Raw genomic sequence first — 16,023 nt, 5'->3', positions numbered from 1 at the left:
ATGAGGAATGTTTGGAATGAGAAATTTCAGCATGATATTGGTATTATCTTTAATTTTTAGTCTTTTAGTCGGTTGTTCAAGCACAATTCAGGATACAGAAGTGGCATTAAGTGATGAGTCGAATAATTCGATATCCAATGTTGCAACATCTACTACACTGTCTAAAATTGATGTTCAGTTAGAAGTCTCAACAAATGTGAGCGTAGAGAATACTGTATCTTTTACTGCGAACACGAATCTCCCAGATGATATGGAAATAATGCTTAGTCTAAAGAATAGTAAGGGGTATTCTGCCCAAGATAAAGTCAGTATTACCAATGGTTCATTCAAAAGTGGAATGTTTTCAAATAAAGGTAATGGTTTGGATGAAGGCATATACACCTTAGAAGTGACCTCTCCAACAGCGAATGTTCAACCATCCAATGTTAAAGAAATTATTGGTGATAATGGAGCAATCCTCAAAGGAGTCAGTGTGAAAACTGATTCAGTATGGGGTAATACTGTATTAATCACTAAGCAGATTGATGTCGGTTCAGAGAATGCAAGTAAGGTATATACAAGGGAAGAACTTGAGAGTGATAAAAGGGCGCCCTCAATAAATCCAAATGATTATGATAGTGAAGGTCAATATCTTCCCAAGAATGGAATTAGTGATGATGCAAAAGATTATAATTTCGATGGTGAATATAAACCAGTTGAAGAAATGACAAAAGAAGAAATTGAAGCCGAATTAATGGAGATGTTAGGTGGTAACTAGATCCTATATGATTCAGGTGAATGTTCAAGGTGTTAAATTTAAAGAGAGAAAGTTGGAGGGATATTGATGTTAATGAAACATTTTAAAATAATAACACTTTCATTTTTACTTGTATTAGTTGTAGGTTGTGGTAATCAAAAGGAGATTACTGAATTAACTACAGTGGCAGATAAATATTTAGAGAGTGGTGAATATGATAATTCAATATTAAGTTATAATAAGGTACTTGAATTGGAAGAGTTACCCGCTATAAGAGAGAAAATAAAAGATGCTGAAAAGAAGCGGACAGATAGCCAAATTCAGATAGTAAAGGATTATAGAGCACAGGGAAAGTTAAATGACTCTATCGAAGTGTTACAAAAGATATTGAATAATGAAGAGAATAAAGATGCTAGGCAACTATTATCTGATATAAATAAGGAAAAGGTAGCCGTAGAAAAGTCCAAGTCATTTAAAGGGAAACTTGATCAAATTGTAAAGTATTATCTTCAAGACTCCGCATATATAAGCCCCATTAAAATTCAAGAAGCAAACAATATTATTAGGGAAGCCATAACAATTATTGAATCAATTGATTCTGGAGATACAAGTATTCATCTCTATGTTAAGGATATGAAAGACAGTTATGAATATGGTTCAGTAAAAAGATTTTCGGAAAGCACGATGACAGATGATGCGCAATTATCAGAAACATTTGGTTTCATGGATGCAGGAATGTCAAAATTAAATGAAGTTTCAGGAGAGTATTTTATTCAGTTAATTGGTGTTGATATTAAAAAAATGAACAATAAAGTTATACCCTCAAAATATAGCAATTAATTATTTTATCATAAGTCTATCCGATGGATAAGCTGCAAGTTTGCCTTCAATTAGAAATCCAACAATCAGGAAATAGTAACAAAGAAGACTCCTATTAAGGAGTCTGTTTATTTATCATGTTTAAATTGTTCGCTTAATATCCTAAAGACCATTACTACCAGTTATAGTTGTACCCTTAAATTTTGTTCCAGTATACTCAATATACATGAGAATCTCGTTTCTTCTCGTACTATTAAATAGTGCCAGTGTAATGAGTGTAGATTCTGTTTTCCAATTGTATTGAAATACTACATCATGATTGTCTATAGCCTTTGACCATAGATCTTCATCATTTCTAAAATCATCAAGAAACCACTCAGTTATATCTGAAGCATCTCCGTATTTGTCAACCAATCCTTGTTTTAATGTTCTTAATTCTTTTATATATTCAGATGAGTTATTAAGTGGAAATTCATATTTACTTGTGATTAATTGATCATATGGATTAAATACATAGATTAGTGATGCATTGAGGTCATAAATATCTGTTCTGAATGTTAATTTACTATCCTTTTCGCTCTCAAATATTGTCGATTCAACTTTTTTAACCTCAGCACTAGACATACCCCAATCAACTTCTCTAAAATCATGAGCTACTATAGTTTCTGGAATGACGGGTTGCTCTTGAATTTGTTGAGCTTCTACTTCTTCTAATTTTTCTACTGTATTTACGGCAGTAGATGGACTGTTAGTAGTATTTGTTTCAGATTCATTATTGATATTAGTAGTTGATGAACCACAACCTGAGACAATAAATATCACTAATAGGACAAGAAAAACCTTTTTCATAGAATACTCCCCTTCTAATGTAATTAGATTATCTTACCATCAATTAACAATTCATTCTAGTTCTGAATACTTAAAGTTAATTCGGATCTTATAAGTAAAAAAGCCATAAGATATTGTAATCGACTCACTCATATTTAATTTATGGAATGAAGGCTATGAAAACTGCATTTCATGTATAGTGTGGTGCAGTAAAACGGAGTATAAGAGAGTATAGAGAAGAATGAGAGGTGATAAGGGGAGGGGCATAAAACATCTTGGGAAATATCGGCATGTTAGCAGGGAGGGGTAGCTCATGTCTCTCCATGGGACATAGTTTAAATCTGTACGATTGTCCTGATCTTAGCTGTATATCACATTTGATGCTTAATTACTCGTATCTTTATCCAGTTCAGTTTCTGGAAGGATTTCTGTAGATTGCAAGAATATCAATATCAGATGACTTTAGTTTCTTTGAAAGAGTAGGCTAATAATACTATTGATATATGACGATATACCTATAATATGGGTTTGTATTATATTCTTGAGGAGGAAACAACTTGAAAAAGTGGATAAGTGGGCTAGTATCATTGTTTGTATTCTTTAGTTTTGCATTATTTAATTTAGGTACGGTGTCTGGGAAAGGCTTGCAGCAGTTAGGGACTGTAAAAAATTCGTATTCTGATATAAAGGAGCATTGGGCAGAACAAAGTATTAATGAATTTGCTTCGAAAGGATTAATTAATGGGTATGAGGATGGTTCATTTAAACCCAATAGGTCAATTTCAAGAGTAGAATTTATTACAATAATTAATAAGTTATTCGGATTTATTGAAACAGAGAAAGTTACATACCGAGATGTAGGTTCAGATCAATGGTTTGCAAGTGAAATAGGAAAAGCTAAGAAGGTAGGATATATTTCGGGATACTCTGATGAGACATTTAGACCCAATAATCCCATTTCGCGTGAAGAAGCAGCCGTAATTATAAAGAGGATTCTTGCTTTAGAAGATCCAAGTGTATCTGTTTTATTTTCGGATGTTCAAAATGAATCACTGTGGAGTTTAGGAGCTATTCAATTAGTTTCCGAAGCAGGGATTATGACTGGTTACTCGGATGGAACATTTAGACCTTTAGAACCTTTAACAAGAGCAGAATCAGTTGCGCTTCTGGGAAAGGCATATTCAAAGGGAACTATCAATTATGATAAAGCAGGAGTATATGGTGGCTCAGTAACTGGTATAAAGCAAATTAAAGGTAATGTAATTATTAATAACACCAATATTGTATTACAAAATGTTGAAATTGCAGGTAATCTTCTATTAGGTGAAGGTATTGGTGAAGGGGATGTTACTCTAAAAAATGTTAAAGTACATGGAATAACCACCATAAAAGGTGGAGGAGAAAACAGTATACATTTTGAAGATTCTGTAATGGTAACTGTTGTTGTCGATAAAGTAAATGGAAGCGTAAGAATAGTAGTCAATGGTGCAACTCTAGTCACGGACATTGTGATTCAATCTAACACTACTATTATTGCTGAGAGTGGATCAGAGATTAATAGTGTGTCAATAGCAAAAGAATTGCCTGTGAATTCACGAGTCAATTTAGTAGGGACATTCGAAACAGTAAATATGTATGCTCAAAATATTGTTTTGGAAATACCTCAGGGTACTGTGAATAATCTGAACATTGATAAAACAGCTACTGGTAACTCCATTAACTTAGGAAAAGAAGCCTCAATTATTTCATTGATTCTAAATGCGGCGGTAACTGTTTTAGGAGAAGGTTCGATTACAAAATCTACAATTAACGCAGAAGGTATTTCTATTGGGAAATCGTCTCATAATGGTTCAGATAGTAATTCTTCAGGTAACCAGAATACCTCCAATTCTGGAGGTGGTTCTACTGATAATAATGGAGGAGATAACGGTGGGTCAGGTTCTGGTAACGGAGGAATCACGCCTCTTCCAACTGGTCAAATCCCAATCATAAAAATAGACCGTAGTCAGTTTCCATTAACTGTTTCTGATAATGTTTATGCTATTAGTGATCAGGACGGATGGATTTATATTGTTGAAAATGGAACAACTAGAATAGATATTATTCTTGATGCTGCAGTTAAAGACGGAAAGGGAGTAAAAAGAAAGGTTAATGCAAACGAAGGCGTGTATATCGATGCAACAGGACTTAGTAATACAAAAGTTGACTTTTTAGTAATGGCTATGAATGAAGATAAGCAAGTTTCATTTGCAGAATATATTCAATTGTACGCTGATGAGGCTGATGAGCTACTTTATTCCACTACTACGTATGGAGCACATACAAATAAATCAATATCTCTACATTTTAATAAAGAGATCGAAAATAACCTATCTGATATGAATATTCTTAAAAATGCGATTACTTATTCAGCAAATGGAGGACAATTTAGTCCACTGAGTGACGAGGATGAGGTTATCATTTCTGGAAATAAAATTGAGATATTGTTTGCAGTTCCCTATACAGGTTCAAATAATGTACTTAAATTAGCATCTGGTTCTGTAAAAGATAAATTGGGAAGTGTTTTCCTGAAAGAGATAACGACATTCCCTATAAAGGCTGCTCCAATGGTAACAAAGGTTTCTGAAAAATCAATGTTTACTGTTGGTGAAGATATTATTTCTCAAGTAAATATGGCTACTACGATATACTTAGTCAAAACTTATCCATATAATACGTTAGTAGATGTTGAAAATGAAGTGGTAGCAAAACGAGGGGTAAAAGTAATCGTTGATTCTTCACAAATAGGACAAGATATTAACATTCCTACCAAGGATTTAGAACTAGGAAGGTATATTATTTTGGTTTGGCCTGGAAATTCTATTGGGGTATCAATCGAGAAGGAAATACCAATAAATTAACGATAATGAACTCAATAATATCATTTATACTAGCAATAGAGCCGTATGGGGAAGTATCTCATCGGCTTTTTTGTTGCTTGAGGAAGTTTTCTTTTATATGCAAGGTCAATAGATCCGTTTTCTTCAATAAACGAATTTCCTCTTTGTCCCAAATTCAACGGTAAATCACCTTTGAGTTTATCGTGATTTATTTCTACGAACAATAATTAATCTAGTAAGAGTGAGTTGAGTTGGTTAAATCTTATGTTGTTAAGTAGAAAGTAAATAGATAGTATTAAGAGACACAGACAACGGATACTCTCCGCAATCTATGCCTCTTTTTTTCATTTACAGTTCCTTATTTAAATTTATGTGTACCTCTTTTTTTCTCATTACCTTCATCTAATAGGCTCATTATTGGTGAGGCCTTATCATGTTGTTCACGTAAATCTGTTCCTGTATATTTAACATAAACTTGTGTCATATTCAGGGAAGTATGCCCAAGAATACGAGCTAATGCCATAGGATCACCATCCCCTCGGAGAAATTTAACGGCAAAATAGTGACGGAAGGTATGTGGCGACACTCGGCATCCTGTCACGCCAACCCTTTTTGCATATAACTTAAGCATCTTTGCAAAAGTATCTCCGAAATACCTCTCACCGAACTGTGTAAGCCAAAGATAATCATCCTTTCCTACATCCATATATTCAATTAACTTTTCTAGCTCACGAGCAGTCATTTGTGATATCGGAACAATACGTAATGTGTTCGTTTTCGCTATTTCAGCGCGAACTGTAATCTGACGCAGTTTAAAGTCAATGTCTGACAATCGAAGGCTAGTCATTTCCTTTATTCGAAGTCCACTATCACATAGGACGAGCATCATACAATAATCCCGTCTCCCTGTATATACACGTCTATTCGGAGCGCTTAGCAACTTTAGTACGTCCTCATCATTGAATACTTCAAAAGTATCTTTCTCTTCAGTCTGATAGCTAATTGCATCCATTGGTGAGTTTGTTATAATGCGCTCTCTTACAAGATGATTAAAAAATATCTTCATATTACGTATTGCATTGTTTACTGTCCGAGGGGATAGCCCTACTTCACCGTGGGGACTTGTAGGATGATCGTCCCATCTTGTTTTCTCGAATGTAAGGTAATGAATGTAGCTACGGAAGGTATCGGTATTTAATTCTGTATCCTCTTGTGTGTTGTACCATTTGCGAAATTGTGATAGTACTTGTTCATATGCTGAGACTGTACGAGGTGATCGTTTTTCAATACGCTTCCTCTGTAAAAATCGTTCTACTTGAGTCTCCCAGTCGAAATTAACGGACTGACTACGTTTTGAAATGAAGCCGAATTTCGGATTGTTACGTAACATTTATTAGCGTCCTCTCTAGCGATAAAGTATTACCAAACGTTCCGACAAAGAACACGTAAAACTTATCGCAATGACAGAAAGTTGACGTTTGAATTTCCGTAAAGTTGGCTGTAAAATAAATTCGAAGTAATTACTCAAAGCCTTGATACATAAGGCTTCGGCAACATCGACTCCATCAGCCACCTATTCGGCTACACGATCAATATAAGCAAGTCTAAGCCGACCAACTCGGAATTCATTGCGATGGTAGCTGACAAGCTTAGAATTGAGCATAAGGTTAGCTGAGGCTTGTTGGGTAAGGGATCGAAGAATCGTAAGCCAACCAATACATGATGTTGTGTATGAAATTGGGTATAAAAGGCGATAAACAACTCTGGTTAAAGTGTATAAATTTCACCTCTTTATTGGCTAACAGCAACAAGCCAACGAAGGGGTGATTTTTGTATGAATAATTTTGAATTTCAACTTGCTGATACTATTCCACCTATCCACCAATAGAAAGCAGTTCCCCATCCTGAATCCTCAATCACACTGAAACCCATCCGCAATCACACAACTGCACATTAATAAGATCACCCCTCAATTCTACGGATAAATTAAGATAGAAACAGTCAAAGAGCAATAAAACATTACCGTCAATCCTATGATTTAACAATTATTTAATAATTTCATAAGAAGTGGTTTAGAATTACTCCGTATCATGAACTTATGAACACGAATCAAAATACAGGAGGTAAACAAATTGGGAGTAAATAAAACTAGAATTCGTGTCGGAAGAATTATTTTCCTCACCTTTACAATCCTTTTTACCATATGTATCTTGGTACAGGTTTATCTGGCCGGAATGGCAATCTTTATAGACCCTGGAGCATGGGTAAAGCACATGATGTTTGTCCACTTATTTGGATTTAATTTACCCATTTTAATACTCATCTTTGCCGCTGTAGGATCTATGCCACGGTGGGCGTACTGGAAACTTTTTGGGATATTGGTATCCACATTCCTTATGTACTTTACCGCACATATTAATGCAATATTGCCTTGGATGGGGCCAATTCATCCAGTTTTAGCTATCCTGCTGTTTGTTCTATCATGTTCAATCATTATAAAAACATGGGGTTTGATCAATGACAATCGGAAGGTGAGAAATGAAAAATGAGATTATTATTGGCTGTATTGGTGGGATTCGTGGTACCGATTATTAGTCAAAAAGGCAAAAAAAAATAATAAGGAGTAGATGAAAAATGTTTTTAGCATTTAAGGAGATAAGAAAATCAAAACTTCGATACACATTAATTAGTGTAATCACGATTGCTGTATTATTTTTAGTGTTTTTCGTCACAGGATTAGCTAATGGACTAGCCTTTGGAGATAGCTCTTCCATTAAAAATATACAGGCAGATTATATTGTGATGAATAAAGAGGCTGATGGTGCCATTATAAAATCGGATTTAACCCCGAAAGACGTGGAAATCATTAGCAAACAATTAGGGGAAAATGCTACACCACTAGCAATTACCATGTCAGCGTTAGAAAGAAATCAAGAAAAAGATGTCGATGTCGTATATTTCTCCGTTGATTCAGACAGATATAGAGATTTAAACGTTATAGAAGGAAAGGACATCAGCGAGTTATCCGTGAATGAAGTGATAGCTGATAAAAGCATTGAAATATTTGGACTGAAACTAAATGATCAGATTATAGACAAAAACACAGGCAAGAAACTAACGATTGCTGGAATTACGAAAGATCAAACCTATTCTATGATGCCCGTTGTCTATGCTGATTTTGAACTGGGTATGAATTCTCTTTATCAAAATAAGCTTTCGTATAATGCAGTCGTGTATACGGGGGAAAAAGCCTCTATTACTGGGTATGATACAATGACACCCCATGATACTGCAAAATCTATACCTGGGTATAAGGAAACACAAGGTTCATTAATGATGATTGTTGTCTTTCTGTTTATCATTTCTGCATTTGTTTCAACTGTTTTCTTTTACGTCATTACTTTACAAAAAATAAACCAATTTGGAATTTTAAAGGCAATAGGTGCAAAGACATCTTATATTACAAAAAGTATTATTATCCAAGTTACGCTGATTACAATGATTGGCTTAGTATTTAGCAGTTTATTAGTTTATGGAATGACACAAGTAATACCTGAAGGAATGCCTTTTCGAACTTCACCTACTTTAGTACTTGGTACTGCCGTTTTATTTTTAGTGCTTAATCTATTAGGTTCATTACTATCTGTAAATAAGGTTGCAAAAATTGATGCACTTGAAGCAATTGGGAGGATCGAATAATGACAAAGGATATATTAAGACTCGAGCATGTACAAAAGAATTTTGGTGATGGTGATTCTTCTATCACCATCTTGAAAGATATTTCATTAACGTTAAAGAGAGGAGAATTTATTGCTATTGTTGGACCATCGGGTTCTGGTAAAAGTACACTTCTATCCATTATTGGTGCATTATTATCACCAAGTAGTGGGAAGGTGATAGTAGATCAAGAGGACATAGCAGAATATAAACCGTCCAAGTTGTCGTCCGTAAGAAAAGATAAAATAGGGTTTATATTTCAGTCATCAAATTTAATCCCCTATTTAACAGTAAAGGATCAATTGATGCTAATCAGCGATATTTCTAAAGCAGACAAAAAGGAAAATGCGAAAAAGGCTACCGATTTAATTAATCACCTAGGATTAAGCCATAGATTAAAGACATACCCAAACAAGTTATCTGGTGGTGAAAAACAAAGGGTTGCGATTGCAAGAGCATTTATGAATGATCCTGATATCATATTAGCAGATGAACCGACTGCAAGTTTAGATTCTGAACGCGGAAAACAGGTCGTTGAAATGATATCCAATGAAGTAAAGTCAAGGAATAAAGGAGCAATTATGGTAACACACGATGAAAGAATACTCCACGTATGTGATCGCGTATTGCGTATAGAGGATGGGCAGATATTCGAAATGGTATAATATAAACTAAATAACAAATAAGATTTCACTAAGAAGGTGTATCGTATTGTCTATTAAAAAACGATTGATTATCTCCAATATAGGAATGATTATTATTCCGATTATTGGCTTTTTAATAGTAGAAATAGTTTTGGGTTACCTACTATTTTTCGTTTTTAAAGGGAATCCACAAGGTTCGGGGCTGAAACTGTTAATAAGTTATCGATTTATTGCTATGGCTCTTATTTTAATCATAACAAATGGTTTATTAACTTATTATGTGTCAAAAAGTATCATTACTCCAATTACCAAACTATCTCTTGCCGCAAAGAAAATCAGTGAGGGTGATTTAGAGTATAGTATAGGTTCTAACAAGAAGGATGAATTAGGTGAGCTGACAAATACATTTGAAGCGATGCGGATAAAACTGAAAGAAGCAAAAACAGCCCAATTACAATACGAGCAAAACCGTCAAGAACTGATTGCAAGCATTTCTCATGATTTGAAAACACCACTGACATCTATCAAAGGCTATGTAAAGGGCATTCAAGACAGGGTGGCTAATACCCCGGAGAAATTAGAGCGATATATGGACACGATTTATAAGACGGCAAATGATATGGACGGACTGATCGACGAATTATTTTTATATTCTAGGTTAGATTTACAGCAAGTCCCATTTGAAATTGAAAAAGTGGATTTATATGCTTTTTTTGCCGATTTTGTTGATGAGTTAGCGTTTAACTTAGATAAAGAACAAAATACTGTAATCCTTTTGGCAAATAAGGACGATCCCTATATCGTTGAAGCCGACAGAGAAAAATTGAAACGGGTTGTAACAAACATTGTACAAAATAGTATGAAGTATATGGACAAGAAACATAAAGAAATCCAAGTTCGTTTATCATCCAGTTCTGATGAAGTGATTGTAGAAATGAAGGATAATGGGAGTGGCATCAGAAAAGAAGATATTCCGCATATATTTGATAGTTTTTATCGGACGGATATTTCAAGAAACTCTTCTACTGGCGGAAGTGGGCTTGGATTATCCATTGTAAAGAAAATGATTGAGGAACATGGCGGAAACGTTTGGGCTGTTAGTAAATTAGGCGAAGGTACAAGTATTTATTTTAAACTGAAAAAGGTGACATGAATGCAAAGAATATTGATCATTGAAGATGAATTGAACATTGCTGAATTAGAAAGGGATTACCTAGAGGTGAACGGATATGAAAGTGATATTGCTACAACGGGTGAAGAGGGACTCCGAAAGGCAATGACCAACACCTATAGCCTCATTCTGTTAGATTTAATGCTTCCTGGCATCGATGGATTAGAGTTGTGCAAACAATTACGAGAAACATTAGATATACCCATATTAATGGTAACAGCTAGAAAAGAAGATATAGACAAAATTCGCGGGTTTGATCGGGGAGCAGATGACTATATCGTAAAACCATTTAACCCGAATGAGTTAGTGGCACGGGTAAAGGCCCATATTTCAAGATATGATCGATTAACAAATCTTGAACAAAAGCAAATTGACATTCAAATTAAAGGTTTAATCATTCATAGTGAGTCACGTAGAGTGCTTCTTAATGGTGAAGAGAAAACATTCACAGCCAAAGAGTTTGACGTACTAAAATTTTTAGCGACAAACCCGAACATTGTATTTAGTAAAGAGCATTTATTTGAACGAGTTTGGGGATATGATTCGATCGGCGATACGACAACGGTTACTGTTCACATTCGAAAGATTAGGGAAAAAATTGAGGAGGATCCTTCTAACCCGAAATTTATTGAAACAATATGGGGGGTGGGTTATCGGTTTAAAAATATAGGATAGAAATCCTTATAACACAAGGCAACAAGAGAAACTACCTACAAGGAGTGAACAAGATGATTACAAAAATCGGTCAAATTATGTTATATGTCAATAACCAAGATGAGACAGTGAAGTTTTGGACGGAAAAAGCGGGATTTAGTGTGATTTCAGAAGAGGATAATGGCCAGGGCATGAGATGGATTGAAATTGCGCCAACAAAGCATTCGGAAACGACGATCATCCTTCACAACAAGGAGCTCATTGCTAAAATGCAGCCAGAATTAAATCTTCAAACACCTTCCTTGTAGAGTATTTAACTTTGCCGATAATGAAGGCAATTACTTTGCAGTTTTAGAAAGAAAGTAAATATAATCAAATGAAAGTGCTAGGTGCTCACCGAATTTCGAATGATTTGGGTTTCGTTATGTAACTACATTTTCGTGACATAAAAATCCGTTAACTTGAAAATCATCATAAAATTTGCGAATGATATGATTTTTATATTCATCTTCATCACTTAAACAAAAACCTACAGTTTTCTTGCCTATGTCCAATTTATTACCTTTAAATAAACTGTAGTACTATGGAGGCCAACCAATATCTGAAAGTGGATATGGTAATGCCTACTGCAACGCTATAAATATCTATGTATCATACCAACTAATACCGTTATTTATTGGGTGTAAAAACTTAATAAAGGGCGGTATTTTTTTAATGACGAAATTGGAATTTCAATTGGACAATTTTATGTTTTATTGCTCATCAAAGAATCTTTCTCGCAAAACATTAGCAAGTTATTTCCACGACAACGATTGCGAATTACGTCAGAAAGATTAAAGCATTCTCTTATTAGGTAAGCGGGAACATGACGCAGATAGCCCATAAGAGATGTTTTTCCATGCTTTAGTATGTTTACACCGAAGTTCGATCTGAAAAAATGATATGGATTGATCTGAAAAAATCACAAGTGAACAGTAGAATTATCAACTTATAATTAAAATAGCAATGATTGTGCGAAAAACACGCTAGGGCGTGTTTTTTCTATTTGGACATTAGAAGAAGGTAGGGCGTTATGATGAACATAAAGCGAATATGGGGCCAAACGGCATATCGGCGACTAGTCTTCTCATTGATTGCCATACTGCTGCCCTTATATATATTAAGTAGCATCATCTATCAATGGGGTCAGCAAACATTAAAGAATGAAATATCGCAATCTATGATTAATCAAGTAACTGAGTATCTGTCGAATTTGGAAACAGATTTCGATCGTGTTCGCACCTTGCTTTATGATGCATTGTTAGATCCGAATTTAAATGCGATGGCAACGATCTCCGAATCTATGGATGATATTGACAAAGTGCAGAGTATGCTGCGCCTGCAACAAAGATTAAATGCGATCCGCAATAGCAGTAAATACATCGAGGATGTATATGCTTTTATCCCTGGCATTCAGCGTGATATATCAGCACTTACGATTAATGATCACAGTAACGAGATGTTTGAGGAGCTAAAAAAACTGCAATATGATCTAGACACTCCTGTTTTCCGTTACAATGATGGATTATATATCGTCGTATCTTATCCGTTCTTATCGCCTAATAGCAATCGTGAGCCTATCATGATGCTTGCGGTAAGGTTTTCCATCTCGAAGCTTGGTCGTACATTAGATACAATGGGCCAAGCAGAAAGTAAAGGTCTGATATATCAGAGCGAGGATGTTGTTATTTTAAGTAATGACGATCGGAATATTAAAGAGCATATTATTGAGGCAGTTACAAAAAATATGGATAGTCAAGGTTCAGATGTTTTATCTATTGATGGTGAACGATATTTAACCGTATATAAACGTTCCACCTTTTTCGGCGCAAATTTGATCCAATATATACCAGAGCAGACCGTATTTGCTCCACTTGCGAAGTATAAATCATGGTTTCTTATATTAGCAGTTACTTCAGTTTTTATAGTAATTATTTATGCGCTATATTTATTTAAGTATATTCATAAGCCGCTTGATCGACTAGTAAAGGCATTTAGAAGAGTGGAACAGGGTGATATGAATGTACAAATTCGTCACGAAAGTCACGATGAATTTGAATATATTTACTCAAGATTTAACGATATGCTAGATCATATTAAATTATTAATCGATGAAGTGTATAAGCAGCAAATACTAATGCAGAAAGCAGAACTCAAACATTTACAGTCACAAATTAATCCTCATTTTTTATATAATAGCTTCTTTATATTAAATACGATGGCGAGGCTGGGAGATACAGAGCAATTAGAACGATTTACATTACAGTTAGGGGAATACTTCCAATTTATTACTAGAAATAATGCTGATAATGTATTGCTATCGAAAGAAGTGCAGCATGCGAAAGTTTATGCAGAAATTCAAGGAATGAGGTTTTCGAATCGTGTCAGTATTGATTTTAATGAGCTGCCTGATTATCTTGGTCATATTATCGTTCCGAGGCTCATTATTCAACCTTTAATTGAAAATGCATTTGAGCATGCAATTGAGAAGAAGATTGTTTCAGGTTTGCTCCGCGTTAAGTTTACTAAGCAATTGCAAGGGTTTGAAATCATTGTGGAAGATAACGGGGAAGAATTAGACGATGGAAAAATAGAGTTACTTAATCATTCTTTAATTCGGAAGGATACTGTGGATTCTACTGCAATATTAAATATTCACCAGCGTATTCGCTTGAAATTCGGTGAACAAAGTGGTCTTCATTTTGAACGAAATGAATGGGGCGGTTTAAAATCAGTGATTAAAGTAGTCTACAAGGAGGGTGATATATAATGCGTCGATTGTTGATCGTAGATGATGAAGCCATTATTGCAGATGGATTGTACGAAATATTGCAATATACGGAAGGATTGGAGCTAGATTTATATAAGGCGTATTCAGGATTAGAAGCAATGGAGTTAATTGAAAAATCTAGATTTGATATTGTGTTAACCGATATTCGAATGCCGGGGATGGATGGTTTACAGCTAGCTGGTGAGCTGCGAAAAAAATGGCCGAAATGTAGAATCATATTTTTAACTGGACATCATGAATTTGAATATGTATATTCCGCTATTCAGCACGAACAAGTAAACTATGTGTTGAAAACAGAAGGTTTTGATAAGGTTATAGCGACGATTAGGCAAGCGTTGAAGGAAATAGAGCAGTCTTTTCATGCCGAAGGGATTATTCTGCACGCCAAAGAACAGCAACAAAAAACGATTGGCTTATTAAGGCAGCAATTTTTTATTGATCTTATTAAGGAACGGGTCCATTACAACGAAGTAAGTCAAGCGCTGTTTGATGAACTAGATATTGAACTGCGTGCAGAAGAATCAATCCTACTTATCGTCGGCAAGGTGCATCAATTTCCAAAGCAGCTTTCATATTCTGAGCGAGCACAACTTTTATATCAACTTGAATATATCGCAAATCAATATTTTCAAGACTATAGAATGAACTATTCTGTAGTCCCATTCGGTAATGAGCTTTTGTGGTTTATACAACCCGCAAGTGAGCTAGGGACTACGACATATTCTAATGATCTGGATTGGAGTGAATTATTACTATTATTGCAAGGGCATGTGGATTTATTGCAGGAAGCATTTAGGATGACTCTATCCATCGATGTGTCATTAGTAATAGATACAGGTAAAGTATTATGGGAACATATTGCAGAGCGGTACGAGCTCTTGCAGTTATTGTTTCAATATCGCATCGGTCAGCATAGTAATCAAATTATGACAAATACGCGAATGATGGAATCGAATCAACGGGAAGTTATGTATAAACCCCATCTTCGAGCGGTGAAAATTGAACAACTTAATACATTATTGCAAAATGGCCAGCCTAAAGAATATTTTGCAATACTTCAACCGTTAACAGATGGTTTTATCGTTTCAAGTGCCCCATATATTGCTGAAGAGGTGTATCTGTCAATCGCCTTAATGTACTATTCGTACATTAATCGTTGGAATATAGTTGAGGATGTCGCTGAACAAATTAGAATTCATCGTCTGCTTCAAAGTAAGGAGCATGCTTCATGGCAAGAAGCAGCAGCATATTTACATAACGTTGGAAAAGTGTTATTTGCTATGCAAAACCAACTTGAGGAAGAACGTGCGGCAAGTGTCGTTTATAAGCTAAAACAATATATTAGAGAGCATCTGCATGATTCAGATAAAGTATCGCTAATCCATTTGGCAGAAGTCGTATTTTTTAATCCATCCTACCTATCACGATTCTTTAAGCAAGAAACAGGAACGACATTATCTGACTACATTACTGCAACACGTATTGAAAAAGCAAAGCAGTTATTAGCACAATCTGATCTCAAGGTTCAAGATGTTGCAGAGCGAGTAGGATATGTTAATGCGACCAACTTTACGAGATTTTTCCGAAAGCTAACTGGGGTGACACCACAGGATTATCGAGTGAAATTAATCCATTAGTCAAGAGATGATTAGAATGTCATGAAATGAATATTGAGTCTGTTATGTAAGCGCTTTATCATGAATATATCGAGGGACGTAATGAATAAATACGATTAGTCCTGAATG

At 35.1% G+C, this 16,023-nt stretch carries 12 protein-coding genes and 2 pseudogenes; 12 read left to right on the top strand and 2 right to left on the bottom strand.

All coding sequences use genetic code 11. The features are described 5' to 3' along the window. Window positions 1-16 precede the first annotated feature (16 nt). Together ACP8HI_RS12430 and ACP8HI_RS12425 are read left to right on the top strand one after the other, a co-directional pair. Window positions 17-757: a hypothetical protein gene (locus ACP8HI_RS12430; RefSeq protein ID WP_438351375.1), complete on the top strand. Its 741-nt coding sequence runs from the start codon at window positions 17-19 to the stop codon at window positions 755-757. A gap of 66 nt (window positions 758-823) precedes the next feature. Next, window positions 824-1,576, top strand: a complete 753-nt coding sequence (locus tag ACP8HI_RS12425) for a tetratricopeptide repeat protein (protein WP_438351374.1) — start codon at window positions 824-826, stop codon at window positions 1,574-1,576. Between the two features lie 141 nt (window positions 1,577-1,717). Here ACP8HI_RS12425 and ACP8HI_RS12420 read toward each other — a convergent pair whose 3' ends face one another. Then, a complete protein-coding gene (locus ACP8HI_RS12420; protein WP_438351373.1) occupies window positions 1,718-2,404 on the bottom strand; it encodes a hypothetical protein in 687 nt (228 codons plus the stop codon). Between the two features lie 536 nt (window positions 2,405-2,940). On the opposite strand from ACP8HI_RS12420, the gene ACP8HI_RS12415 reads away from it, so the two are divergent. Further along, a complete protein-coding gene (locus ACP8HI_RS12415) occupies window positions 2,941-5,283 on the top strand; it encodes an S-layer homology domain-containing protein (protein WP_438351372.1) in 2,343 nt (780 codons plus the stop codon). A 337-nt stretch (window positions 5,284-5,620) separates the two neighbouring features. Here ACP8HI_RS12415 and ACP8HI_RS12410 read toward each other — a convergent pair whose 3' ends face one another. Continuing rightward, a complete protein-coding gene (locus tag ACP8HI_RS12410) occupies window positions 5,621-6,652 on the bottom strand; it encodes a tyrosine-type recombinase/integrase (RefSeq protein WP_438351371.1) in 1,032 nt (343 codons plus the stop codon). A gap of 159 nt (window positions 6,653-6,811) precedes the next feature. On the opposite strand from ACP8HI_RS12410, the pseudogene ACP8HI_RS12405 reads away from it, so the two are divergent. The 9 genes and pseudogenes from ACP8HI_RS12405 to ACP8HI_RS12365 all read left to right on the top strand — a co-directional run. Further along, window positions 6,812-6,937, top strand: a pseudogene (locus ACP8HI_RS12405) (sporulation initiation factor Spo0A C-terminal domain-containing protein); the annotation flags it as partial. 457 nt (window positions 6,938-7,394) lie between these two features. Beyond that, a complete protein-coding gene (locus tag ACP8HI_RS12400; protein ID WP_438351370.1) occupies window positions 7,395-7,811 on the top strand; it encodes a DUF6220 domain-containing protein in 417 nt (138 codons plus the stop codon). Between the two features lie 85 nt (window positions 7,812-7,896). Next, window positions 7,897-8,961 (top strand): ABC transporter permease, encoded by a 1,065-nt coding sequence (locus ACP8HI_RS12395; protein ID WP_438351369.1) that lies wholly within the window; start codon window positions 7,897-7,899, stop codon window positions 8,959-8,961. Continuing rightward, the gene (locus tag ACP8HI_RS12390) at window positions 8,961-9,644 is read left to right on the top strand and encodes an ABC transporter ATP-binding protein (RefSeq protein ID WP_438351368.1); all 684 of its coding nucleotides are present in this window, start codon (window positions 8,961-8,963) and stop codon (window positions 9,642-9,644) included. Before ACP8HI_RS12395 ends, ACP8HI_RS12390 begins: the two co-directional genes overlap by 1 nt. 46 nt (window positions 9,645-9,690) lie before the next feature. Continuing rightward, the gene (locus tag ACP8HI_RS12385) at window positions 9,691-10,776 is read left to right on the top strand and encodes a sensor histidine kinase (RefSeq protein ID WP_438351367.1); all 1,086 of its coding nucleotides are present in this window, start codon (window positions 9,691-9,693) and stop codon (window positions 10,774-10,776) included. Next, window positions 10,777-11,469 (top strand): response regulator transcription factor, encoded by a 693-nt coding sequence (locus ACP8HI_RS12380; RefSeq protein ID WP_438351366.1) that lies wholly within the window; start codon window positions 10,777-10,779, stop codon window positions 11,467-11,469. Between the two features lie 53 nt (window positions 11,470-11,522). Then, a pseudogene (locus ACP8HI_RS12375) lies at window positions 11,523-11,814 on the top strand (VOC family protein). Between the two features lie 706 nt (window positions 11,815-12,520). After that, window positions 12,521-14,257, top strand: coding sequence for a cache domain-containing sensor histidine kinase (locus ACP8HI_RS12370; protein ID WP_438351365.1), 1,737 nt, complete (start codon window positions 12,521-12,523; stop codon window positions 14,255-14,257). Beyond that, entirely contained in the window at window positions 14,257-15,915 is a 1,659-nt protein-coding gene (locus ACP8HI_RS12365; protein WP_438351364.1) for a response regulator transcription factor, read from the top strand. The genes ACP8HI_RS12370 and ACP8HI_RS12365 overlap by 1 nt, the downstream gene beginning before the upstream one ends. The last annotated feature ends 108 nt before the right edge of the window (window positions 15,916-16,023 follow it).

The organism is Paenibacillus sp. FA6 (assembly GCF_051550225.1).
Classification (GTDB): domain Bacteria; phylum Bacillota; class Bacilli; order Paenibacillales; family Paenibacillaceae; genus Paenibacillus_AQ.
The sequence above is the reverse complement of the archived record's forward strand: the minus strand, read 5'-3'. Positions and strand labels throughout refer to the sequence as shown.